This window comes from Acidovorax sp. 69 (assembly GCF_002797445.1).
Taxonomy (GTDB): domain Bacteria; phylum Pseudomonadota; class Gammaproteobacteria; order Burkholderiales; family Burkholderiaceae_C; genus Acidovorax.
The window spans coordinates 866,987-889,047 of sequence record NZ_PGEP01000001.1; the positions used below are offsets into that span (position 1 = coordinate 866,987).

Below are 22,061 nucleotides of genomic sequence, written 5' to 3' on the forward strand. Positions count from 1 at the left end.
GTGTCGGGGGCTCCGCAGCGCAAGGCAGCCGCGCAGGTGACATGTTTGCGGCCTGATGGGTTGTGGGGTGCTGCGGCCCCACCGTTTGCCAGGGATGTTTCACCGCCGCGCACTTGCTTTTATAATGCGCCGATCCGAGGAGCGTTGCAGCGTCCCCATTTCTGGCGGGGCGTGAGGCTCGGAGTCATCTAGCAACGACGCTCATCCACTTCTCGTGTGGTGAGCTTTTTCACTCCCGCGACCAGTGGTTTTTCAAACATGCTTTGGAGCACACCCTCATGAACGCACGCGTCAACGCCCCGGTCAACACCGACTGCATCATTGCCGACATCGGCCTGGCCGCCTGGGGCCGCAAGGAAATCCGCATCGCCGAAACGGAGATGCCCGGCCTGATGGCCATTCGCGAGGAATTCGCTGCCAAGCAGGCGCTCAAGGGCGCCCGCATCACTGGCAGCCTGCACATGACCATCCAGACGGCGGTGCTGATCGAGACCCTGCAAGCCCTGGGTGCCGAGGTGCGCTGGGCTTCTTGCAACATCTTCTCCACGCAAGACCACGCTGCCGCTGCGATCGCCGCTGCCGGCACGCCCGTGTTCGCTATCAAGGGCGAAACCCTGACCGAATACTGGGATTACACCCACCGCATTTTTGACTTCGGCCCCGCAGGCAGCGAAGGCGAAGGCCCCAACCTGATCCTGGATGATGGCGGCGACGCCACGCTTCTGATGCACCTGGGCAAGCGCGCCGAAAAGGACGCCTCCCTGATCGCCAACCCCACCAGCGAAGAAGAAACCTGCCTGTTCGCCTCCATCAAGGCCAAGCTGGCCGTGGACCCGACCTGGTACAGCCGCAAGAGCGCCCAGATCATCGGCGTGACCGAAGAGACCACGACAGGCGTGCATCGTCTGAAGGAAATGTCGGCCAAGGGCTCGCTGATGTTCCGCGCGATCAACGTGAACGATTCGGTGACCAAGAGCAAGTTCGACAACCTGTACGGTTGCCGTGAATCGCTGGTGGATGGCATCAAGCGCGCCACCGATGTGATGATTGCGGGCAAGGTGGCTTGCGTGGCCGGCTACGGCGACGTGGGCAAGGGCAGTGCCCAGGCCCTGCGTGCCCTGTCTGCCCAAGTGTGGGTGACCGAGATCGACCCCATCAACGCCCTGCAGGCCGCGATGGAGGGCTACAAGGTCGTGACCATGGAATACGCCGCCGACAAGGCCGACATCTTCGTGACCACCACCGGCAACAAGGATGTGATCACCCACGACCACATGAAGGCCATGAAGGACCAGGCCATCGTCTGCAACATCGGCCACTTCGACAACGAGATCCAGGTCGCGTCGCTCGAACAGTACGAGTGGGAAGAGATCAAGCCCCAGGTGGACCACGTGATCTTCCCGGACGGCAAGCGCATCATCCTGCTGGCCAAGGGCCGTCTGGTGAATCTGGGCTGTGGCACCGGCCACCCCAGCTTCGTGATGTCGTCGAGCTTTGCCAACCAGACCATTGCCCAGATTGAGTTGTTCACGCACAGCGACTTCTACGAAAACGGCAAGGTCTACGTGCTGCCCAAGCACCTGGACGAAAAGGTGGCGCGTCTGCACCTGAAGAAGGTCGGCGCGATGCTGACCGAGTTGAGTGACGAACAAGCCGCCTACATCGGCGTGCCCAAGCAAGGCCCTTACAAGCCTGATACCTACCGGTATTGATGTCCATGGAGCGGTCGTGTGCCGCTCCCTGTCGAGGGGCCACCCGTGGATCGGCAACGCCCGGTTTGCCGGTGGCGCTGGCTTTTGTGGTGCGCCCGTTGCATGCACGTGGGAGTCGCCGCGGGGTTACTCCTGAAACAATAGCTGTTAGCGCTTTATGTATAAGCGCTAGAGGCTGTTTTCATTCAAAAAGGATGGCGCATGCGCGCAGATGTTTTTTTGGTAGAGGCTGGTCATGCGACCACCCGCTCGCAAGCGCAGCGGCTCATTGCGGCAGGCGTGCAATGGCGACTGTCGCCTTTGTCCCCCTGGCAGAAGGTGTCCAAGAACGGCGACGATATTCCGTCCATCGCTGAGGTTCATCTGCTGGATGACGCTGAGGCCAAATACATTTCGCGCGGGGGGCTCAAGCTCGAAGGGGCTTTGCAAGTGGCTCGCGTACCGGTGAAGGGGTTGCGTTGCCTCGACGTGGGGCAGAGTACCGGTGGCTTCACGGATTGCCTGTTGCAACAGGGCGCGGCCCAGGTCATTGGCGTGGACGTGGGGCACAACCAGTTGCATGAGCGGATGCGCAGCGATCTGCGGGTGATCTGCGTGGAGGGCATGAACGCACGCTCCCTGACGCCGCAGGCACTGCAGGACGCCTGTGAACTGTCCCTGTCCGAAGTCATCGAGACCGAAGAGGACAACGAGACCCAGCCCGAGGCACCCTACAGCTGGATGCGCAATGGTGGGCAGGTGGACGAGGAGTACGACGACAGCAACGACGCCAAGGACAAGGACATCGAAAACTTCAAGTCCGAGCGCGCAGCCAGGGCCAAGGCGCGCGAGCAAGGCACGCTGCCGGTAGAGCGCCGCCGCCGACCCGAATGCGCCGATGCCGACATCACGCCAGTGTTTGATGTGGTGACGGGAGACCTGTCGTTCATCTCGCTCACTCTGGTCTTGCCCGCGCTGGTGCCCTTGTTGGCGCCGTCCGGTGACCTCCTCATGCTGGTCAAGCCGCAGTTCGAGCTGCAACCCGGGCAGGTGGGCAAGGGCGGCATCGTGCGCGACGAGTCTTTGTATGCGGTGGTAGAAAAGCGCATCCGCGACTGCTGTGCCGAGCTGGGCTTGGCCGTGGTGGAGTGGTTTGAGAGCCCCATCCAGGGGGGCGATGGCAACCGTGAATTCTTTATCCATGCAAGGAGCGCCGCATGAATGCCGCCAACGCACAGGGCACCGGATTTCCGGTGAGTTTTGAGTTTTTCCCGCCGAAGACGCCGGAAGGTGCCGACAAGCTGCGTGTGGCACGGCAACAGCTGTATGCGTTGCACCCTGATTTTTGCTCCGTGACATATGGTGCCGGTGGTTCCACGCAGGAGGGCACCTTTGGTACCGTGCGTGAAATCCTGGCAGAAGGCGTGGGGGCGGCCTCGCATTTTTCCTGCATCGGCGCCACGCGGCAGTCCGTGCGCGAGCAGTTGGCAACGCTCAAGGCCATGGGCGTCAAGCGCCTGGTGGCATTGCGCGGCGACCTTCCCAGTGGCTACGGAGCGGGCGGGGAGTTTCAGTACGCCAGCGACCTGGTGGCCTTTATCCGTGCAGAGACGGGACGCGACTTCCATATCGAGGTGGCGGCTTACCCGGAGGTGCACCCTCAAGCCAAGTCGCCCGAGTCCGACCTGAAAGCCTATGTGGCCAAGGTGCAGGCGGGTGCTGACTCGGCCATTACCCAGTATTTCTACAACAGCGACGCGTATTTCCGCTTTGTTGAAGATGCCCAGCGGCTCGGCGCCGGCGTGCCCGTGGTGCCGGGCATCATGCCCATCGGCAGTTCCACGCAGCTGATGCGTTTTTCGGATGCCTGTGGTGCCGAGATCCCCCGCTGGATTCGCCTGCGCCTGCAGGCGTTTGGTGACGACACGGCCAGCATCAAGGCGTTTGGCCTGGATGTGGTCACCGACTTGTGTGACCAGTTGCGCAGCGCGGGCGTACCAGCCCTGCATTTCTACACGATGAACCAAAGCACCGCGACGCTGGAGATCTGTCGCCGGCTGGGGATTTGATGGGGGCATTGGGCCTGCCAACGCTGGCATGCCGTGGGGAGGCTCTGTATGGGCTGGCGCGGTGTGTGGCGGTGGTGTGGCTGCTGGGTGGCGCTCCGGTTTCGGCGCGCTCGCAAGGGTTGTTGGCAGAGCCTGAGGCGCTGGTGCCCCATTTGTTGACCGTCCCGGGGGAGGCGATGTTGATCGATCCAGCCCCCCCGTCAGCACCGCCTGTGGCGGATGTCACGTCGCTGGGCCTGGCCGCCGACGAGGTGGGGCTTGCGTCCTGGTATGGCGCGCAGTTCCACCGGCGGCGCACGGCCAGCGGGGAGTTGTTTGACATGAGGGCACTCACGGCGGCACATCCCACCCTGCCATTTGGTTCCCGGGTCTGTGTGCGCAGCCAGATGACGGGGCGGTCGGTGGTGGTGCGGATCAATGACCGGGGGCCGCACGTTCGTAACCGGGTGATCGACCTCAGTCGGGGGGCCGCTGAAGCCCTGGGAATGATTGGCCTGGGGCTCAAGCCGGTAGAGCTGTTTGCCCTGGATGACGACGAGAAGGACTGCCCCGGGCCCTGACCGGAGATGCCGTCGTGGGATTTTTGTCCCTCGGCGGCGGGGCGTCCTTGTGTCAGCTCCCTGATTCGAGCGTGTGTGTGGCGTGTTTGTCCTGCGCCAGCAGCTCCGCCATTTGCGGCAGCGCGTCTTTCAGGGCGGCTTTCAGTGTGAAGGGCGGGTTGATCAGGAACATGCCGCTGGCAGGAAGGCCGGGGCGTTTGACCTCTCCGGCGGCGTTTTCGGTCAGCTTGCTGTTCTTGACGGTCAGCGTGGCGTGCAACCAGCCCTTGCCAGCCTTGGTGGCCAGCGTCTTGAGGCGGCGGGGCAGGTCGTGTGCTTCAGGGCGGGGAATGATGGGATACCAGAACGCGTAGGTGCCCGTAGCAAAGCGCTTGAGCGAATCCGCGGCCATGTCCAGCACCTTGGCATAGTCGCTCTTGATTTCATAGCTAGGATCGCACAGTACCAATGCGCGGCGGGCGGGTGGGGGTAGAAATTTCTTGATCCCCTCAAACCCGTCTTCGTGCAGAACGGCCACTTGGCGGCCAGCCTCTAGCTGGGCGACGTTGCCCGCCAGTGCCCGCAGGTCGGTGGGGTGCAGTTCAAACAACTTGAGCTTGTCGCGCTCGCGCAAGAGGCGCTGCGTGATGAAGGGCGAACCGGGATAGACCCGCAGGGTCTTGCCCTGGTTAAAGGCGCCCACCATGTCCACATAGGCCTGCAGGGCCGGGGTGAGGGGGGGCGCCGTTGGCGCAAACAAGCGGGCGATGCCGTCTGCGGCCTCGCCGCTGGTGCTGGCGTAGTCACCGTCCAGCCGGTACAGGCCAGCGCCTGCATGGGTGTCGAGCACGGTCAGTGCCGCGTCTTTCTCGGTAAGGTGTTGCAATGCGGCAATCAAAACCGTGTGCTTGAGCACATCGGCGTGATTGCCTGCGTGGAAGGCGTGGCGATAACTGAACATGTCCCAATGGTAACGAGTGTGCTGCGGCGCAGGGCAGAGGCCCGTTTGCCCGGGGGCTGCATGAGGCCGTCAGGCGGCAGGTCGGACATGGTTTCTGCAGGGGGCCCTTGGGTGATCTTTCCGGGTCACGGCACAATCGGGGCTTGTCTGTTTGTCGCGAGCGTGATGTTTTTGGCAGACAGGAAGCCATTTGTTTCGATATCACGGGTTGCCATGCTTCATGATCGCGCCTGCGGCAGTGCTGGCGCCCCGTTGCCTTCCTGATTCGCTTTTGATACCGCAAGCACGCCACGTTTTCTCACCATGACCGAAAGCCCCCGCCAAGCCCCAGCCAGTGGTGTCAGCCACATTGATGCGCTGCCGCCTGGCACCCGCTTGGCTGAGTTTGAGATCCTGGCGCTCCTGGGGGTCGGGGGGTTTGGCATGGTCTACAAGGCGTTTGACCATTCGCTGCACCGCGCCGTGGCGATCAAGGAGTACATGCCATCCGCCCTGGCTGGACGCTCCGAAGGGCAGTCACTGTGGGTGCGCTCCTCGGCCGATCAGCAGACCTTCCATGCCGGATTGGCCTCGTTTGTCGATGAGGCGCGTCTGCTGGCCCAGTTTGACCACCCGTCGCTGGTCAAGGTGTTCCGCTTCTGGGAGGCCAACAACACGGCCTATATGGTCATGCCGCTCTACAGTGGCATGACCTTCAAGCAGGCGCGCACGCAAATGCGCACACCGCCCCCGGAAGTCTGGTTGCGCAAACTGCTGTGGTCGGTGCTGGATGCTCTGAGGGTGCTGCATGACGGGAGTACCCTGCACCGCGACATATCGCCCGACAACATCTTTCTGCAGGACAACGGGCCTCCGGTGCTGCTGGATCTGGGGGCGGCCCGCCATGCGATCAATGACCAGGACCGCAAGCACACTGCCGTACTCAAGGTGAACTACGCGCCGATCGAGCAGTATTCGGATGGCGACGAAGAGTTGCGCCAGGGGCCCTGGAGCGACCTCTACTCGCTGGCTGCCGTCATGCACGGATGCCTGTCCAACGACACCCCATTGCCCGCCACCTTGCGCTCGATCCGGGACCGCATGGTGTCGTTCTCCCGGATCGCCAAAACCGTCAAGCGCCAGTTTGGCGTGGAGTATTCGGCGCCTTTTGTGGCCGCGATTTCCCAGTCTCTGGCGCTGCGGCCCGAAGACCGGCCGCAGAGCATCGATGCCTTTTTGCAGGCCATGGAGATGACTTCGGCGCCGGACGACGTTCAGCACTTTGACTTCCGGGCCGAGCTGGGTGACATCTGGGTGGAGCCCGCCGACCAACCGGGTCTCGATTTGCTCACGCCCACGGTGGACGTCACCTCTGCCCCGCAGGTCGTGGCCGAGATGCAAGCCCAGGCCAGGGGGGGAGTCGATACCGCCGCTGTGGCTGACGATGATGATGAGGCCCGGCAGGCAATGGGCAGTGGCGGAGACACTGTCATGCTCGCGGGGCCCGACACCGTGGCGGCCGATTCCGGGGACACCGTGTTCATTGATGCGGGGGACACCGTGGCGGCCGACGACTCGCGGTATGACGATCTGGTCAATCGCGGTCCGCATGGCATGACGTCGCGGCATGGCGGCGAGCATCATTCCCGACCGCTGGAGCGGGACGTCGTGCGTGCTGCAGGCAAACCCGTCAAAACCGCGCGGCGTTCGCCCCTCGTTGCGGGGCTGGTGGTGGCGGTTGTGGTGTTGCTGGCGTCTGCGGCTGGTTTGCGTTGGGCCCAGAGCAGCAAGGCCCCCCGTGATGACATCATTACCGAGATGGCCGACCGGCCGGCCGCCATAGCCGCAGTGGATGCCGCTCCGGTACAAACCGCTGCGAGCGTGCCTGCCGCAGACACCCCCACCCCATCTGGTCCGGAGGGGGTGGGGGCAGTCGCCGCTGCCGTGGCGTCTGCGCCACCTCCTGCCTTTGTGGCGGCCTCGGCGGCCCGTGTGCCCCCCCGCACCTCCAAACGTGTGGTGGCTGAGCCTGCGGCCGCGCCCATCGTGGTGCGAGAGGAGTTCGTTCCGCCCCCCCTCCGGTGGTGGCCGAACCCAAACCCAAGCCCGCACCGCCGCGCACCCCCTCACCGCAGGAGGCCTGTGCCGACGCCAATTTCCTGTCTCGCCCTATGTGTATTCATCAAGAATGCCAGAAACCATCGCAGGCGGGGCAGTCCATTTGTGTGGAAAACCGTCGCCGTTACGAGGCCGAGGAGCAGCGCCGTCGCCAGACGCCCTACTAGGAGCGGGAAGGATGTGGCGGCGCTTTGTAACAGGCCACTTGCGTCCGTGTGGGGCAAATTCGTATAATCAAAGGCTTCGCAGCGCTTTTGTGGTCCCGCGGCGAAGACTTTACGCCACCTAAGAGGCTTCCTTCAGAGAAGCACCGACCGTGGAAAAGGACCCGCCAAACCCTCTTTTGAAGAGAAAACTCATGACTACTACTTTCAGCGCAAAGCCCGCTGAGGTTGTGCACGAGTGGTTTGTGATTGACGCGACCGACAAGGTCCTCGGACGAGTAGCCAGCGAAGTTGCTCTCCGTTTGCGCGGCAAACACAAGGCCATTTACACGCCTCACGTCGATACCGGTGACTTCATCGTCATCATCAACGCCGCCCAGATCAAGGTCACCGGCACCAAGTCCCTGGACAAGGTGTACTACCGTCACTCGGGTTACCCCGGCGGTATCACGGCCACGAACTTCCGCGACATGCAAGCCAAGCACCCCGGCCGCGCGCTGGAAAAGGCTGTCAAGGGCATGCTGCCCAAGGGTCCCCTTGGCTACGCGATGATCAAGAAACTCAAGGTGTACGGTGGTGCAGAGCATCCCCACACCGCCCAGCAGCCTAAAGTGCTGGAAATATAAGGAGCCTTGAGATGATTGGTGAATGGAACAATGGCACCGGCCGTCGCAAGTCCAGCGTCGCCCGCGTGTTTCTGAAAAAAGGCTCCGGCAAGATCACGGTGAACGGCAAGGACATCCAGTCCTACTTTGGCCGCGAAACCTCGATCATGATTGCCAAGCAGCCGCTGATGCTGACCAACCACGCTGAAACCTTCGACGTGATGATCAACGTGCACGGCGGTGGTGAATCCGGTCAAGCGGGTGCTGCCCGCCACGGTATCACCCGCGCTCTGATCGACTACGACGCGACGCTCAAGCCCGTACTGAGCCAAGCCGGCTTCGTGACGCGCGATGCCCGCGAAGTGGAACGTAAGAAGGTCGGTCTGCGCTCTGCACGCCGCGCCAAGCAGTTCTCCAAGCGTTAAGCTCTGGGCCTGCCCGGATGTCGCCTTGCGCGGCATCCGCTGCAAAACACTCCTCGGGGTGCTTTACAGACAGAAACCGCCTTCGGGCGGTTTTTTCGTTTAAGGTGCGCTCTTTTCTTTTGGGGCTGTACGTCCGATGACGCGCCTGCCGACCCTATGCGTTTTCGCCTGCTTCGCCGCCGATTGACCATCAGTGCCCCCCGGGTGGCCATTCGCAGTGCCTTGCCTTGGCCGTTTCGCTGGTTGGCCTTGGCCGTGGTGCTGGGCTTTTGTGCTGCTGTGGCGCTGTGGGCGTTCGAATTTGGCAAATCCATCGCAGGGCTTGACACGGTCTCGAGCGACGAGATGCTCAGGATGAAGACCGAGATCACGCGCCTGCGCGACGAGGGCCAGGAGCAGCAAACCGTGGCGCTGACCGCCGAAAGCCTGCTCGCCACGGAGCGCGCAGCCAAGGAAAGCCTGATGGCGCAGGTACGGCAGCTCGAAATAGACAACCGGACGCTGCGTGAAGACCTGGGGTTTTTTGAGAAGCTCATTCCAGCGGCCAAGACCGACGGCCTGGCGATTCGGGCTCTGCAGGCCGAAGTGCTCGGTGGAATGCAACTGCGTTGGCAGGTGCTGGTCATCCAGGCGGCCCGCAACGCACCAGACTTTGCGGGCCGCCTGGAGTTGGTGCTGGCGGGTACCCAGGATGGCAAGCCCTGGACGCAGACCCAGCCCCCCCAGGGACAGCCGCTTCAGGTCAAACAATATCGCCGTATTGAGGGCGTCCTCGATCTGCCTCCCAATGCCGTGGTAAAAACCGTCACCGCGCGGGTGCTGGATGGTACGAGTGTCCGCGCCACGCAAACCATGGCAATGGAGTAGCTGGCGTCGTCATGAAGCGGCAATCAGTGCGTACCGCTGACCCCCCCGACCCTCACCTTGTCCGCCAGGCTGCCCTCGGCTGGCTTCGGCCCGGGGTCGCAGGTGTGGCCCTTGATGCAGGGGTACTGTTTCCATTCAATCGGCATGCTGCCCCTCGGGCCAGCCAGTCTCTCCAGGAGTCCTGACCATGTTTTCGCGTAAGAAGCAGCCTCCCATCAAAAGCCTCATTGCTCAGGGCACGAAGATTGAGGGCAATGTGCATTTTTCCGAAGGCATGCGCATTGATGGAGAGGTTGTGGGGGATATCCGCGCGGGCGCTGAGCAGCCCAGCATCCTGGTGATCTCCGAGACCGCACGTGTCGAGGGGGCTGTGCATGCCGATCATGTGATCATCAATGGCCAGGTATTGGGCCCGGTGCATGCCGGTGAGTTGCTGGAGCTTCAGCCCAAAGCGCAGATCACGGGCAATGTGCACTACAACGCGCTGGAGATGCACCAGGGCGCCGTGATTGCGGGGCAGCTGTTCCCGACGGCGGTGCTGGTCGAGGAAAAGCCCCCACTGAAGTTAGCGTCAAACAGCCAGTGATCTGAATTCCCGAGCGGTTTGCAGTAGTATTCCCTGCAAACACTGAACCCGGAGTATCCCCATGAGCGCTGTTGCCGAAAACATCCAGACCGAAATGCCCGCCCCCATTCTGTTCACCGACAGCGCGGCGGCCAAGGTAGCGGACCTGATTGCCGAAGAAGGCAACCCCGACCTCAAGCTGCGCGTTTTTGTGCAGGGTGGCGGTTGCTCTGGCTTTCAGTACGGCTTTACCTTCGATGAAATCACCAACGAAGACGACACCACCATGACCAAGAATGGCGTGTCGCTGCTGATCGACGCCATGAGCTACCAGTATCTGCTGGGTGCCGAGATTGATTACAAGGAAGATCTGCAAGGTGCCCAGTTCGTGATCAAGAACCCGAACGCCACCACCACCTGCGGCTGTGGCTCCAGCTTTTCAGCCTGATCGTGTGCGTGCCAGGTAAAGACCTGCACCCTTGAATGAAACCGCCGCCTTCGGGCGGTTTTCTTTTTGGGACGCCCTTTTTCTTGTTCTTTGAAAGTGTCGTGCACCATGCCCGTGCCGCAGGAACCCTCTCAAAAAGTGCTGCTGTGGCTGGTGGCTGTCGGGTTTTTCATGCAGACGCTGGACGCCACCATCGTCAATACCGCCTTGCCCGCGATGGCGCAGAGCCTGGGCGAGAGCCCGCTGCGCATGCAGTCGGTGGTGGTGGCCTATTCGCTGGCCATGGCCATGCTGATTCCCGCGTCCGGGTGGGTGGCCGACCGGTTCGGAGCGCGCCGCGTCTATTTTTGGGCCATCGTCTTTTTTGTGGCGGGTTCGGTGCTGTGCGCCCTGTCGCGGAGCCTGACCGAATTGGTGGCCGCTCGGGTGATCCAGGGTTTGGGCGGTGCGCTGCTGCTGCCGGTAGGGCGGCTCGTGGTCTTGCGCACCTTCCCGCGCGAGAAGTTTTTGCAGGCCATGAGCTTTGTGGCCATTCCGGGACTGATCGGTCCGCTGATCGGCCCGACGTTGGGGGCTGGCTGGTCGAGGTGGCCTCCTGGCACTGGATCTTTCTGATCAACGTGCCCGTGGGGCTGTTGGGCTGTGCTGCCACCATGCGCTATATGCCCGGGGCGCCCGCACCAGCTGTGGCGCGGTTTGACCTGGCGGGCTACCTCATGCTGGCCTTTGGCATGGTGGCGCTGTCGCTGGCGCTGGATGGCCTGGCCAGCCTGGGCCTGCGGCAGGCCAGCGTGCTGGTGCTCATGATCTTTGGATTGGCCAGTCTGGTGGCTTATTGGCTGCATGCTGCGCGGCGGGCTGACCCGCTGTTTTCTCCCCGGCTGTTCTCGGTGGATACGCTGCGCATTGGGCTGCTGGGCAATCTGTTTGCGCGGTTGGGCAGCTCGTGCATGCCTTTCCTGATCCCGTTGTTGTTGCAGGTCACCATGGGTTATTCGCCGCTGCAGGCCGGCATGATGATGCTGCCCGTGGCGGTGGCTGGCATGTCGATGAAGCGGTTCACCACCACGCTGATCACCCGCTTTGGCTACCGGCAGGTGCTGGTGGGTAACACGCTGCTGGTGGGCGTGACCATGGCCAGCTTTGGGCTGGCGGCGCCCACGCAGCCGCTGTGGGTGCATGTGGTGCAGCTCGCGGTGTTTGGAGCGGTGAATTCGCTACAGTTCACCGCCATGAACACCGTGACCCTCAAGGACCTGGGGCATGACATGGCCAGCAGCGGCAACAGCCTGCTGTCGATGGTGCAGATGGTGGCCATGGGCATGGGGGTGGCTGCGGCGGGGGCTGTGCTGGCAGCGTTCACCGATTTTTTCCAGCCCCCAGGCACAGCCCAGACCCTGCAGGCCTTTCAGGCCACGTTCGCCTGCATGGGGCTGATCACGGTGGCTTCGGCGGGCATCTTCTGGCAACTGTCGCCCCAAGACCGCTCCGGCAGTCAGGCAGGGGCCTCGGGGGATGCGGGTGACCACGGCTGATTGCCCCGCCCAGGGCTGGGTAATTCGGAGGCCTCAGGCTGGGTACACCGCGCCCAGCACACGGGCACCGGCTGCGCCCGTCACGCTGGGCAGGTTGCCTGGTGCACCGCGCTGCGTCTGGCGTGCCAGCCAGGCAAAAGCAGCGGCCTCTACCTGCAGCGCGGGCAGCCCCAGCGCATCGGTGGCCACCACCTGCAACGAAGGGCAGGCGGCTTGCAGCCGCTGCATGAGCTGGTGGTTGAGCGCGCCACCGCCGCACACGGCCAACATTTTGCTATTTGTTTGATAGCTATTGGCGCATATTGCACCGGCGCATGCAGTGAATTCGGTCAAAGTGGCCTGCACGTCTGCGGCTGCCGCCTGCGCAAAGGGCTGCAGGTGCGCGGCCAGCCAGGCGGGGTTGAACAGGTCGCGCCCCGTGCTTTTGGGGGGCGCTTTGTGCAGATACGGTTCCTGCAGCAACGATGCCAGCAGGCCCGGCAGCACCCGGCCGGTGGCGGCCCACGCGCCGTCCCGGTCAAACGGCTGGCCGGTGTGTTGCTGGCACCAGTGGTCCATCAGGGCGTTGCCCGGGCCGCAGTCAAAGCCCAGCACGCTGCCGTCCGCCCCCAGCACGCTGAGGTTGGAGATGCCGCCAATGTTGAGCACCAGCACGGTTTCACTTGGCCGCCCGAAGACGCCTTGGTGGAAGGCGGGCACCAGCGGTGCCCCCTGGCCACCCGCCGCCACATCGCGGCTGCGCAGGTCTGCCACCACGGTGATGCCTGTCAGCTCCGCCAGCAGGGCAGGGTTGCCCAGTTGCAGGGTGTAGCCCGTGCCATCGAACTCGTGTGGGCGGTGCCGTACGGTCTGGCCGTGGGCGCCGATGGCGCGGATGGCGCTGGCGGGCAGGCCGCTGCGTTGCAGCAGGTTGTGCACTACTTCGGCATAGGCCCGCGACAGGGCGCTGCCTGCCAGGGCAGCGCGGTGCAACTCGTTGTCGCCGGGGGTGTTGAGGGCCAGCAGCTCGGCGCGCAGCGCCGGCGCAAAGGCAGCGCTGGCGTGGTGCGTGACCCGCATGCGCGGGCCTGAAAAATCGGCCAGCACCCCGTCGATTCCGTCGAGCGATGTGCCCGACATCAGACCGATGTACAGCTCGGACATGGCCTGTTGGGTGGTGCGTGGAACGTGCGCTGGTGTCAGTCTGCGCTGGCTTGTTCGATCAGTGCGGCCGCAGACAGTTGAACCCGCATGTTGGAGGCCAGGCGGTCAAACGCAGGGCGCCCCGCCGCCGACACCGGTGCCGCAGCATCGCTCTGGGCCACGATGGTCATGGGGTCCTGGTGTACGCCGTTCACGCGGAACTCAAAATGCAGGTGGGGGCCCGTGGCCCAGCCCGTGGCGCCCACGGCGCCAAGCGTCTGGCCTTGCTCGATCGACTGGCCCTGGCGCACATCAATGCGGCTCAGGTGCGCATACACCGTGACATGCTGGTTGCGGTGCTTGACGAAGACCACGTTGCCATAGCCGTTCTGCACGCCGGCAAATTCCACCACGCCATCGCCCACGGTGCGCACGGCAGTGCCTGTGGGGGCTGCGAAATCGGTGCCCAAATGGGCGCGCCAGGTTTGCAGAATGGGGTGTAGGCGCATCTTGAAGCCGCTGGTCACGCGCGAGAACTCCACCGGGGAGGTGAGGTAGGCGCGGCGCATGCTTTCACCGTCCAGCGTGTAGTAGGCGCCCTTGGTTGCACCGGGTTCCTGGAACCAGATGGCCTGGTGGGTCTTGCCGTTGTTGACGAATTCAGCGCTCAGCACGCGGCCGCTGGAGAGGGGCTCGCCGTCTGCCTCCAGAGTTTCATACACCACCGAAAAACGGTCGCCCTTGCGCAATGCACGGCGAAAGTCGATATTGCCGGAGAAAAGTTCTGCCACCTGTACGGCCACCGCATCAGGGATGTTGGAGGCATCGGTGGCGGCGAACAGGGAGCTGTGGATGGTGCCGCCAGCCAGGCGGCTGCTGGTGGCCATCTTGGCGGTTTCGATGCGCGTGGCGAACTTGTCGCCCGTGCGCTCGACGATCAGGCGGCGGAAGTTGCCGCTGTCATCGGGCACCCAGCGCACCGTCAGGCGCACCAGGCGGTGGTCGTCGGTGGTTTCTGCCGACACGATGCGGCCTGTGCGGCCAAGCACATTTTGTCGGACAGGCGTGTCACTGCGCATGAAGGCGGCGGCTGCGGGATCGGCCACGCCCATGCGCTGCAGCAGGGACTCGGGTGTATCGCTGCTGCGCACCTGCTCCGAGCGGAACAGTGAGAAACCGGGGGCGTCCAGCTCGCCCAGCACCAGGTTTGTGGCCAACGATTCCACAGGGTAGTTCACCAGGCGCACAGGCAATTCGGCCGGATCGGGGGCAAAAGACGCTACGGCGAATGCGCCGCCGCCGCCGGTCAGCAGCAGGGCTGCGATGGCGGCAGTGATACGTTTGGGGTGTTGTTGGATGGTGCGGGACAGTCGGTCAAGCAAAGCCGAACTGGCGGTGGTCAAGCCGTGAATCAAAGGTCTATCCCCAGGGTGATTGCGGACCCCAGACACTCCCCCGGTGTGAATGCGGGGCGAGACGGGAACCACAGACTGTCAGGCTGCAGCCATTCGACAGGATGGTTAAAAACAAGTCGAAACGGCGGGCCCACTAGAATCCGCCTCTGCAATGTGGGCTGAAGTATAGCGGCGCATGCTGTCTAGACATCCCAAAAAACCCTTATGAATCAATCTGCTGTTACAACAACCCCGGTCTCCGATGGTGTAGGACGGGCCCTCGAAATCTCGCTGCGCGGTGTGCAAGAGCTGCTGCCGCAGGACGAATGGGTCAAGAAGTTGACGCGTTCGGAGGCCACGGGCCAGCCATTGCGCATCAAGCTGGGGCTCGATCCCACCGCCCCCGACATCCACATCGGCCACACCGTGGTGCTGAATAAGATGCGGCAATTGCAAGATCTGGGCCACCAAGTGATTTTTTTGATCGGGGACTTCACCAGCCTGATCGGTGACCCCTCGGGCCGCAACAGCACCCGCCCGCCGCTGACGCCTGAGCAGATCAAGGTGAACGCCGAAACTTATTACAAGCAGGCCAGCATGGTGCTGGACCCGGCCAAAACCGAGATTCGCTACAACAGCGAGTGGAGCGAGCCCCTGGGCGCCAGCGGCATGATCCAGCTGGCGTCCCGGTACACGGTGGCGCGCATGATGGAGCGCGATGATTTCCACAAGCGCTTTACCACCGGCCAATCCATTGCCGTGCACGAGTTTTTGTACCCGCTGATGCAGGGCTACGACTCGGTGGCCTTGAAAAGCGACCTGGAGCTGGGCGGCACCGACCAGAAGTTCAACCTGCTCATGGGCCGCCATCTGCAACAGGAATATGGCCAGGAGCCGCAGTGTGTGCTCACCATGCCGCTGCTGGTGGGGCTCGATGGTGTGGACAAGATGTCCAAGTCCAAGAACAACTACATCGGCATTGCCGAAGAGCCCAACACCATGTTCGCCAAGGTGCTGTCCATCTCCGACACGCTGATGTGGGACTGGTACACGCTGCTGTCGTTCAAGAGCCTGGCCGACATTGCCGCGCTCAAGGCAGAGATCACAGCCGGGCGCAACCCGAAGGACGCCAAGGTCATGCTGGCCAAGGAAATCACCGCGCGTTTTCACAGCGCGGCAGCGGCCGATGCGGCCGAGCAGGATTTCATGAACCGCAGCAAGGGTGGCGTGCCGGATGAAATTCCTGAAGCGACCCTGTCCGGCGCCCCGCTGGGCATTGCCGCCTTGCTCAAGCAGGCCAACCTGGCGCCATCGGGCAGCGAGGCCAGCCGCCTGATCGATGGTGGCGGTGTGCGCGTGGACGGCAGCGTGGTCAGCGACAAGGGCCTCAAGCTCGACGCTGGCACCTACGTGGTGCAGGTGGGCAAACGCAAGTTCGCCCGGGTGACGCTCGTCGCCCCCTGAGCGGCTGCGCCGCTTCCCCCTGAGGTGTAAGCACACGGAGGCCCGGCGAAGCCGGTTCTACGGGTGCGCTGGTATGGGGCGCGTCGGTTTTGACTGCTGCGCTTTGTGGTTCTGCCCGTTTTTGGGTAGGTATAAAAATGGCTTCTAGCGCTTGATGGATAAGCACTAGAAGCTATTTTTTGATAGCGATTGATGGTGGGTGCAGCGACCTCTAATTTGCTGCCCAGGGTGCTTCGGTGCTTCGTTGCCTTGCTATCCGGCCCGCCCACCTTCAATCCAGGTTGTCATTCAAATCCGGGTCGGGCACATCCCCAATCGCTTCCCGCGTGGCCTGGGCCTGGATCTCCAGCCAGGCGCAGAATGCCTTGATCTCGGGCCGCTGTGCGCTGCGCGGACCCACCATGAGCCAGTAGGCCAGGGGCGAGTCGATGCGGTGGCCGGGCAGCACCTCGACCAGGTCGCCGGCGGCCAGTGCATCGGCAATCAGGGGCATGCGCGCCAGCGCCAGCCCCTGGCCGGCCAGGGCGGCTTGCACGATCTGGTGCGCGTAGTTGAAGTACAGCCACCGCTCTGGTTGCAGCTTGGCCAGGTCCCGGGCGTCGAACCAGCGGCGCCAGCTCAGGTATTCCAGGTACTGCGTGCGGTGTGCGTCACCGGCTTCGATCAATGTGAACTGGGCCACATCGGCTGGTGTGCGCAGCGGCTTGCCGCTTTTCAGCAGCCAGGGGCTGGCCACCACCGCCAGCTGCTCGCCGAAGAGGCGAACGCCACCGCTTGTGGCGCCGCCGGGCATGGCGTAGCGCAGGGCCAGGTCCACGTCAGATGTTTCCAGGTCAATTTGCACATCGCTCGCATCAATGCGGATATCGATGCCGGGGTTGTCGCGCTGGAACTCTTCCATGCGCGGAATCAGCCACATCGACGCAAAGCTGGCCCAGGTGGTGATGGCCACGCTGCGGCGCCCCGCCGTCTGACGCACCAGGCGCACGGCGGCGTCCATGCGCTCCAGCGCCGGCGCCACGGCGCGTTGCAGTTGTGCACCCGCACTTGTCAGCTCTACCGCACGCGTGTGGCGCAGAAACAGCGCCACACCCACTTCTTCTTCCAGGGCCTGGATCTGGCGGCTCACGGCCGATTGGGTGAGGGCCAGCTCATCCGCAGCAGCGCGAAAGTTCAGGTGGCGCGCCACCGCCAGAAAGGCGCGCCAGTGGCCGGTGGCTACGGGCCGGGTGCGAAGGACGGCGGGGGCGTATTCGGCAGTGGTCATGGCAGCAGCTCTGTGGATGATTCATGCGTGGACGGAATGAATAGCGTACCCCGTTTTCATTGGACTGTGGGGGGGCTAAAGCGCACTATGCGTCCATGGCAATGCTTTATTGCTGAATTTTAGGAGTCTGTCATGTCACCCCGCAACGTTCTGGAATCGCAACAATCCGTTCAGGCCAGCGTGGCTGACCGACCTGCGGCCGGTTGCTGGAAACTGGCCACGGGCCAGGCGCTGTCGCTGCGTCCGCGCACGCAGGGTGTGCTGGAGATCGCCCGGGGGCAGGTCTGGCTCACGTTGACAGGGGCTTTGGCAGACAGGCCGGGGGCTGCGGCGGACTACGTGCTGCGGGCAGGCGACCGGTTGGTCGTCGCACCGGGCCAGCATGTGGTGATGGAGGCCTGGAACCCCCGCAAATACCCCGGCGCCGTGGCTTTTCGCTGGGACGGTGCGGCGGCTCCAGTGGCGGCCCAGCCTGCCGGCGGGACGGCCCGTGATTGGGAGTCTGGCGTGGTGTTGCCCCTGCGTGATCTGGTGCAGGCGTTGGCGCAGGGCGGGCGAGCAGTGGTTGACGCCCTGGCGCAAGTCGCCGGCGCGGGCGGGCGTTTTGCGGTGGGTTTTGCCCGCTTTGCTCTCTATCGGATAGCACCGCAGCGCCAGCGCAGGACAGCTTGACGACGACATGCAGGAAAAGCATCAATGGGTGCCGTGCTTTTCATTGGACCTTGTTCTGCAACCCGAGCACCATACACACCTACTAGGGTTAACCCGGATATCACCATGACTACCTCTCACGCTCTTTCGCTGTTTTCGCCATCCCGCGCCAGTGGCGCCGCTGTTGACACCGCCGGCACCGTCGCCCCAGGTACTGCGCTCAGCCTGGCTCCCAGCGCCGCCATGACACTGCGCATCGCCGAAGGCCAGGCCTGGGTCACTCTGGGCAAGGGCCCGGGTGACAGCAGCGATGTGTTTTTGTGCGCAGGGCAGTCGCTCGTTGTGGCCGCAGGCCAAACGGTGGTGGTCGAGCCCCTGGGTGGCCGCCGCCTGCAGTACCGCTGGACGCGCGGCGATGCCGCCAGTGCCCGCCCCGCATCGTGGTGGCGCCGTGCGTCCTTTGGCAACGGGGCTCCCGCCCACGGCGCCTGGGGCGACGCCTGCTGCGCCTGACCTGAACCGAAGGGGCTTGCCCCTCTCTGGAGAGGGTTATGAATGGGGCTTTAAAGAGCTGCTAGCGCTTGATCATCAAGCGCTAGTAGCTCTTTTTTTGATAGCATCTGTGCCGGCAACACGTGCAGCGCAGGCGGCTCAACCTTCCGGGCCTTGGCATGGCGCTTCACCCAGCAGCCCGATCAACTGGGCCTGCAGCGTCGCCAGTATGTCATCCGACAACGCCGGCCGCGCCGCCGCAGTGGCGCGGGCCAGCACCAGCCCGCCGACCAGGGTGGCCAGCACTTGCATGGCGCGCGCCCGGTCTTGTGCCGGTAGGGAGGCGCTGCCCACCCCAGCGCTGCTGTCTGCCAGCAACTGCGCAAAACGCCCGATGTTGCGCTCGATGCCCTGGGCAAACACTTCCGACAGCTCGCCGCCAGCCCGCCCGGCGTCCACCGCCAGCGCGGCCACCGGGCAGCCCGTGCCCGGCGAATCCCGGTGCTGGGGCGAGAGATAGCTCTGGATGCGCTCGCCCACAGTGGTGTTCGGCGTGGCGCCGTCCAGCGGGGCGATGGACCAGTCGAACGCCCGTGCACATGCCTCCTGCACCAGCGCGTCCTTGGAGGCAAAGTGCCGGTACAACCCACCATGTGTGAGCCCGGCATCGCGTGTGATGTCGGCCACGCCCACTCCGGTCAGCCCCCGCTCGCGGTACAGACGGGCTGCCGCGTCCAGGATGCCCTGCCGGTTTTCAGCGGCCTGTGCTTTGGATACCTTCATGTTGCCTCTTAATGATTGTGGTCGTACGCAAAATGCAGGCATACCTTTATGATGATGATTGCAATCATAAAGCTGCGGGGCATGTACCCCGCGCATCTCCGCAGTGCCCGGGTGCTGCGCTCTTTCTGTGTCTCAAGAGGTGAATCCATGAAGATGATGAAGAACAACGGCCAAAGTGCCAAGCTGTGGCCTGGTGTGCGGGGTGACGAAGGGGTAGCCGCTTGATGCGCCGCGTTGTGGTCACGGGCATGGGCCTGGTGTCGCCGCTGGGCTGTAGCGTGGAACTGGCCTGGCAGCGCCTGCTGGCCGGGCGCTCGGGCCTGTCGCGGCTGCCTGACGCCGTGACGGAAGGTATTGCTGCCAAGGTGGCTGGCCGGGTGCGGGATGTGGCGGAGGACCCCGAGGGCGGGTGGGATGTGGATGCCATCGTCTCTGGCAAGGACCAGCGCAAGATGGACCGCTTCATCCCCTTTGCGCTGGGCGCCGCGCAGCAGGCGCTGGCGCAGGCCGGCTGGCCGCCTGCCGATGAGCGTGCGCGCGAGCGCACGGCCACGGTGATCGCTTCGGGCATTGGCGGCTTTGGCGCGATTGCCGAGGCGGTGCGCACCACCGACACGCGCGGCCCGCAGCGCCTGTCGCCGTTCACGGTGCCATCGTTCCTCGTCAATCTGGCGGCAGGGCAGGTGTCGATCCGCCATGGCCTCAAGGGGCCGCTGGGGGCACCGGTCACCGCGTGCGCCGCCAGCGTGCAGGCGATTGGCGATGCCGCGCGCCTGATCCGCAGCGGCGAGGCTGATGTGGCCCTGTGCGGCGGTAGCGAGGCGGCCATTGACCGCGTGAGCCTGGGCGGTTTTGCGGCCGCCAAGGCGCTCGGCACGGCGTTCAATGACACCCCCGAGCAGGCCTCGCGCCCGTTCGATGCGCAGCGCGACGGCTTTGTGATGGGCGAGGGCGCGGGCATGCTGGTGATCGAGGCGCTGGACCACGCCATCGCGCGCGGCGCCAAGCCACTGGCCGAGCTGGTGGGCTACGGCACGTCGGCCGACGCGTACCACATCACCTCGGGCCCCGAAGACGGCGATGGCGCCGCCCGCAGCATGGAGGCCGCGCTGGCACAGGCGGGGCTCACGGCGCAAGAGGTGCAGCATCTGAACGCACACGCCACGTCCACCGGCGTGGGCGACCGGGGTGAGCTGGCCGCCATTCGCCGCGTTTTTGGCGCGGGTGGGCAGGTGGCCATCAGCTCCACCAAGGCCGCTACCGGCCATCTGCTGGGGGCGGCGGGCGCGGTGGCAGCGATCTTTACCACCTTGGCATTGCGCGACCAGGTGGTGCCCGGCACCCTGAACCTGCACACTCCCGATGTGTTGGCCGAGGGGCTCGACATGGTGGCGCTGCGCCCCCGACCGATGGCGCTCACGCACGCCATGCTCAACGGGTTTGGTTTTGGGGGCGTGAACGCCACGCTGATCCTGCGGCGCTGGCCCGAAGCCGCATGATGGGCTGGCGCCTGTTCAGAGCACCAGTTCGCCGCGCACGACTTCAAATGCGGCGAGTGCTGCGTCCCCGTCCAGCTGCTCCATGCGGGCCAACGCATCCACATCTTCGACGGTGCTGAAGGCCAGGCTGAACCGATGAAAACGCCGCCCCGCCAGCGGGCCGTGGTGCAGCACCTCGATGTTGACGTGGCGAGCGTCGTTGCGGATGCGCTCGATGAGTTTGAGCACGGCCTTTTGCGGGCCCTCCAGCTGCTGGCAAAACCGCTGGCCGTCAAAAATCAGCAAGCCCGTGATGCCCAGCTCTGCGTTGACCTGGCGCGCGCGCCTGGCAATGTCGGCCACCACGCTCAAGGGTTGTTCGGGCGCCAGTGTGCTCACGTAGAGGACTTCATACAAGGTTGCAACTATGTTCATAGATGCGGCCCACTGTAGAAGCTGCGCGGTCTGCGCACAATGTCAAAAGACGTAACGGCGACGGGGCTGTAGCGCAGGCAAAAAATGCCGCGCTCAGAAGCGCTACACCCTTCGGCGGCTCCCTAGAATGGCGCCACCATGACCGCCTCTTCCACGTTCCACGCGTGCCCCCCGTCCTGTCACGACTGCCGTTTGCGAAAGACCGGCGCCTTCACGGCGGTGAAGCCCGAGGTGCTGGACTTCATCGAAGGGTTTCGCACCAACACCATGGTGGTCGAGGCTGGCGGCGCGCTGGTGCGCGAGAACCAGACCAACGCCAAGCTGTTCACGCTGTATGCGGGCTGGGCGTTTCGCTACAAAACGCTGAGCGATGGGCGCCGCCAGATTCTCAATTTTTTGCTGCCTGGCGACCTCGTGGGCCTGCAGCAGGAGTTTGGCGACGTCTCCACCCACGGCATCGAGGCGCTGACCGATTGTGCGCTGTGTGTGTTCCAGAACGACAGTCTGTGGGATCTGTTTCGCGCGCACCCGCGCCTGGGCTACGACATCACCTGGCTGTCGGCCCACGAAGAAGGCCATGTGGACGACAACCTGCTGACCACCGGCCGCCGCAACGCCACCGAGCGCGTGGCCATGCTGCTGATGCACCTGTACCGGCGGCTGGATCGCATCGGGCTGGTGGAGGACGGCTCGGTGGTGTTCCCGCTCAACCAGCAGCACATTGCCGATGCGCTGGGGCTGTCGTTGGTGCACACCAACAAGACGCTGCGGCGCTTGTCGCTGCTGGGCCTGCACGAGCTGAAAGGCGGGCGGCTGCGGCTGCTGAACACGCGGGCACTGGCGCGCATTGCCGAGTACTACGACACACCGCCGCGGCTGATGCCGCTGCTGTAAATGGCCTGTGGTGGAAAAAATTGGATGAAAATGGCCTGTAGCGCTTATTGCATAAGCGCTGGTAGCTATTGTTTGAGTAGCGTTTTGTGGTGGGTGGGCTGCAGCCGATAATCCA

Annotated in this window: 21 protein-coding genes, 1 pseudogene and 1 riboswitch; of the genes and pseudogenes, 16 read left to right on the top strand and 6 right to left on the bottom strand. The window is 64.0% G+C overall.

Annotated elements, in window-relative coordinates; genetic code table 11:
* Nucleotides 1-130: 130 nt before the first annotated feature.
* Nucleotides 131-210: riboswitch (S-adenosyl-L-homocysteine riboswitch) on the top strand.
* 68 nt (nucleotides 211-278) lie between these two features.
* The 4 genes from ahcY to CLU85_RS04070 all read left to right on the top strand — a co-directional run bounded on the left by ahcY (nucleotide 279) and on the right by CLU85_RS04070 (nucleotide 4,320).
* The gene (ahcY, locus tag CLU85_RS04055; protein ID WP_100412367.1) at nucleotides 279-1,712 is read left to right on the top strand and encodes an adenosylhomocysteinase; all 1,434 of its coding nucleotides are present in this window, start codon (nucleotides 279-281) and stop codon (nucleotides 1,710-1,712) included.
* 201 nt (nucleotides 1,713-1,913) lie between these two features.
* Nucleotides 1,914-2,912: a TlyA family RNA methyltransferase gene (locus tag CLU85_RS04060; RefSeq protein WP_100409156.1), complete on the top strand. Its 999-nt coding sequence runs from the start codon at nucleotides 1,914-1,916 to the stop codon at nucleotides 2,910-2,912.
* Nucleotides 2,909-3,760 (top strand): methylenetetrahydrofolate reductase [NAD(P)H], encoded by an 852-nt coding sequence (metF, locus tag CLU85_RS04065; RefSeq protein WP_100409157.1) that lies wholly within the window; start codon nucleotides 2,909-2,911, stop codon nucleotides 3,758-3,760. Before CLU85_RS04060 ends, metF begins: the two co-directional genes overlap by 4 nt.
* Nucleotides 3,761-3,825: 65 nt before the next feature.
* The gene (locus tag CLU85_RS04070; RefSeq protein WP_369858154.1) at nucleotides 3,826-4,320 is read left to right on the top strand and encodes a septal ring lytic transglycosylase RlpA family protein; all 495 of its coding nucleotides are present in this window, start codon (nucleotides 3,826-3,828) and stop codon (nucleotides 4,318-4,320) included.
* Between the two features lie 52 nt (nucleotides 4,321-4,372).
* On the opposite strand, the gene CLU85_RS04075 is transcribed toward CLU85_RS04070, so the two are convergent.
* Entirely contained in the window at nucleotides 4,373-5,260 is an 888-nt protein-coding gene (locus CLU85_RS04075; RefSeq protein WP_100409159.1) for a 23S rRNA (adenine(2030)-N(6))-methyltransferase RlmJ, read from the bottom strand.
* Nucleotides 5,261-5,563: 303 nt separating this feature from the next.
* Between CLU85_RS04075 and CLU85_RS04080 the strand changes: the two genes are divergently transcribed.
* The 7 genes and pseudogenes from CLU85_RS04080 (at nucleotide 5,564) to mdtD (ending at nucleotide 11,966) form a co-directional block, all read left to right on the top strand.
* Complete coding sequence (locus CLU85_RS04080; RefSeq protein WP_100409160.1) at nucleotides 5,564-7,591, top strand: serine/threonine-protein kinase; 2,028 nt, start codon at nucleotides 5,564-5,566, stop codon at nucleotides 7,589-7,591.
* Between the two features lie 124 nt (nucleotides 7,592-7,715).
* The gene (gene rplM, locus CLU85_RS04085; protein WP_024814063.1) at nucleotides 7,716-8,147 is read left to right on the top strand and encodes a 50S ribosomal protein L13; all 432 of its coding nucleotides are present in this window, start codon (nucleotides 7,716-7,718) and stop codon (nucleotides 8,145-8,147) included.
* Nucleotides 8,148-8,158: 11 nt separating this feature from the next.
* Nucleotides 8,159-8,551 carry a 30S ribosomal protein S9 gene (rpsI, locus tag CLU85_RS04090; protein WP_100409161.1) on the top strand — a complete coding sequence of 131 codons (393 nt, stop codon included), beginning with the start codon at nucleotides 8,159-8,161 and terminating at the stop codon, nucleotides 8,549-8,551.
* Between the two features lie 156 nt (nucleotides 8,552-8,707).
* A complete protein-coding gene (locus CLU85_RS04095) occupies nucleotides 8,708-9,418 on the top strand; it encodes a DUF6776 family protein (RefSeq protein ID WP_100409162.1) in 711 nt (236 codons plus the stop codon).
* A 187-nt stretch (nucleotides 9,419-9,605) separates the two neighbouring features.
* Entirely contained in the window at nucleotides 9,606-10,004 is a 399-nt protein-coding gene (locus CLU85_RS04100) for a polymer-forming cytoskeletal protein (RefSeq protein ID WP_100409163.1), read from the top strand.
* 61 nt (nucleotides 10,005-10,065) lie between these two features.
* Entirely contained in the window at nucleotides 10,066-10,431 is a 366-nt protein-coding gene (gene erpA / locus CLU85_RS04105) for an iron-sulfur cluster insertion protein ErpA (protein ID WP_100409164.1), read from the top strand.
* 108 nt (nucleotides 10,432-10,539) lie between these two features.
* Nucleotides 10,540-11,966 (top strand): annotated as a pseudogene (mdtD, locus tag CLU85_RS04110) (multidrug transporter subunit MdtD).
* Between the two features lie 33 nt (nucleotides 11,967-11,999).
* On the opposite strand, the gene CLU85_RS04115 reads toward mdtD, so the two are convergent.
* A complete protein-coding gene (locus CLU85_RS04115; protein ID WP_100409165.1) occupies nucleotides 12,000-13,109 on the bottom strand; it encodes an anhydro-N-acetylmuramic acid kinase in 1,110 nt (369 codons plus the stop codon).
* Between the two features lie 35 nt (nucleotides 13,110-13,144).
* The gene (locus CLU85_RS04120; protein WP_100409166.1) at nucleotides 13,145-14,503 is read right to left on the bottom strand and encodes a M23 family metallopeptidase; all 1,359 of its coding nucleotides are present in this window, start codon (nucleotides 14,501-14,503) and stop codon (nucleotides 13,145-13,147) included.
* A gap of 204 nt (nucleotides 14,504-14,707) precedes the next feature.
* Between CLU85_RS04120 and tyrS the strand changes: the two genes are divergently transcribed.
* Nucleotides 14,708-15,946, top strand: coding sequence for a tyrosine--tRNA ligase (gene tyrS / locus CLU85_RS04125; RefSeq protein ID WP_100409167.1), 1,239 nt, complete (start codon nucleotides 14,708-14,710; stop codon nucleotides 15,944-15,946).
* A 271-nt stretch (nucleotides 15,947-16,217) separates the two neighbouring features.
* On the opposite strand, the gene CLU85_RS04130 is transcribed toward tyrS, so the two are convergent.
* Nucleotides 16,218-17,213, bottom strand: a complete 996-nt coding sequence (locus CLU85_RS04130; protein WP_100409168.1) for a LysR substrate-binding domain-containing protein — start codon at nucleotides 17,211-17,213, stop codon at nucleotides 16,218-16,220.
* Between the two features lie 132 nt (nucleotides 17,214-17,345).
* On the opposite strand from CLU85_RS04130, the gene CLU85_RS04135 reads away from it, so the two are divergent.
* Entirely contained in the window at nucleotides 17,346-17,885 is a 540-nt protein-coding gene (locus CLU85_RS04135; RefSeq protein ID WP_100409169.1) for a DUF2917 domain-containing protein, read from the top strand.
* 105 nt (nucleotides 17,886-17,990) lie between these two features.
* Nucleotides 17,991-18,377: a DUF2917 domain-containing protein gene (locus CLU85_RS04140; protein WP_100409170.1), complete on the top strand. Its 387-nt coding sequence runs from the start codon at nucleotides 17,991-17,993 to the stop codon at nucleotides 18,375-18,377.
* A gap of 138 nt (nucleotides 18,378-18,515) precedes the next feature.
* On the opposite strand, the gene CLU85_RS04145 is transcribed toward CLU85_RS04140, so the two are convergent.
* Nucleotides 18,516-19,139, bottom strand: coding sequence for a TetR/AcrR family transcriptional regulator (locus CLU85_RS04145; protein ID WP_100409171.1), 624 nt, complete (start codon nucleotides 19,137-19,139; stop codon nucleotides 18,516-18,518).
* Nucleotides 19,140-19,363: 224 nt separating this feature from the next.
* On the opposite strand from CLU85_RS04145, the gene fabF reads away from it, so the two are divergent.
* Complete coding sequence (gene fabF / locus CLU85_RS04150; RefSeq protein WP_100409172.1) at nucleotides 19,364-20,638, top strand: beta-ketoacyl-ACP synthase II; 1,275 nt, start codon at nucleotides 19,364-19,366, stop codon at nucleotides 20,636-20,638.
* A gap of 15 nt (nucleotides 20,639-20,653) precedes the next feature.
* Here fabF and CLU85_RS04155 read toward each other — a convergent pair whose 3' ends face one another.
* The gene (locus CLU85_RS04155; protein WP_100409173.1) at nucleotides 20,654-21,052 is read right to left on the bottom strand and encodes a BLUF domain-containing protein; all 399 of its coding nucleotides are present in this window, start codon (nucleotides 21,050-21,052) and stop codon (nucleotides 20,654-20,656) included.
* 138 nt (nucleotides 21,053-21,190) lie between these two features.
* Here CLU85_RS04155 and CLU85_RS04160 point away from each other — a divergent pair, with 138 nt between their 5' ends.
* On the top strand, nucleotides 21,191-21,946 hold the full coding sequence (locus CLU85_RS04160) for a Crp/Fnr family transcriptional regulator (protein WP_100409174.1): 756 nt from the start codon (nucleotides 21,191-21,193) through the stop codon (nucleotides 21,944-21,946).
* The last annotated feature ends 115 nt before the right edge of the window (nucleotides 21,947-22,061 follow it).

Bases quoted from the DNA above. Each gene is read 5' to 3' on its own strand.
- CLU85_RS04100 (WP_100409163.1), top strand. From the start codon at position 9,606: ATGTTTTCGCGTAAGAAGCAGCCTCCCATCAAAAGCCTCATTGCTCAG.
- CLU85_RS04080 (WP_100409160.1), top strand. From the start codon at position 5,564: ATGACCGAAAGCCCCCGCCAAGCCCCAGCCAGTGGTGTCAGCCACATT.
- CLU85_RS04060 (WP_100409156.1), top strand. From the start codon at position 1,914: ATGCGCGCAGATGTTTTTTTGGTAGAGGCTGGTCATGCGACCACCCGC.
- CLU85_RS04145 (WP_100409171.1), bottom strand. From the start codon at position 19,139: ATGAAGGTATCCAAAGCACAGGCCGCTGAAAACCGGCAGGGCATCCTG.
- ahcY (WP_100412367.1), top strand. From the start codon at position 279: ATGAACGCACGCGTCAACGCCCCGGTCAACACCGACTGCATCATTGCC.
- CLU85_RS04130 (WP_100409168.1), bottom strand. From the start codon at position 17,213: ATGACCACTGCCGAATACGCCCCCGCCGTCCTTCGCACCCGGCCCGTA.
- tyrS (WP_100409167.1), top strand. From the start codon at position 14,708: ATGAATCAATCTGCTGTTACAACAACCCCGGTCTCCGATGGTGTAGGA.
- metF (WP_100409157.1), top strand. From the start codon at position 2,909: ATGAATGCCGCCAACGCACAGGGCACCGGATTTCCGGTGAGTTTTGAG.
- CLU85_RS04075 (WP_100409159.1), bottom strand. From the start codon at position 5,260: ATGTTCAGTTATCGCCACGCCTTCCACGCAGGCAATCACGCCGATGTG.
- CLU85_RS04135 (WP_100409169.1), top strand. From the start codon at position 17,346: ATGTCACCCCGCAACGTTCTGGAATCGCAACAATCCGTTCAGGCCAGC.
- rplM (WP_024814063.1), top strand. From the start codon at position 7,716: ATGACTACTACTTTCAGCGCAAAGCCCGCTGAGGTTGTGCACGAGTGG.
- erpA (WP_100409164.1), top strand. From the start codon at position 10,066: ATGAGCGCTGTTGCCGAAAACATCCAGACCGAAATGCCCGCCCCCATT.
- CLU85_RS04095 (WP_100409162.1), top strand. From the start codon at position 8,708: ATGCGTTTTCGCCTGCTTCGCCGCCGATTGACCATCAGTGCCCCCCGG.
- CLU85_RS04155 (WP_100409173.1), bottom strand. From the start codon at position 21,052: ATGAACATAGTTGCAACCTTGTATGAAGTCCTCTACGTGAGCACACTG.
- CLU85_RS04115 (WP_100409165.1), bottom strand. From the start codon at position 13,109: ATGTCCGAGCTGTACATCGGTCTGATGTCGGGCACATCGCTCGACGGA.
- CLU85_RS04140 (WP_100409170.1), top strand. From the start codon at position 17,991: ATGACTACCTCTCACGCTCTTTCGCTGTTTTCGCCATCCCGCGCCAGT.
- fabF (WP_100409172.1), top strand. From the start codon at position 19,364: ATGCGCCGCGTTGTGGTCACGGGCATGGGCCTGGTGTCGCCGCTGGGC.
- rpsI (WP_100409161.1), top strand. From the start codon at position 8,159: ATGATTGGTGAATGGAACAATGGCACCGGCCGTCGCAAGTCCAGCGTC.
- CLU85_RS04160 (WP_100409174.1), top strand. From the start codon at position 21,191: ATGACCGCCTCTTCCACGTTCCACGCGTGCCCCCCGTCCTGTCACGAC.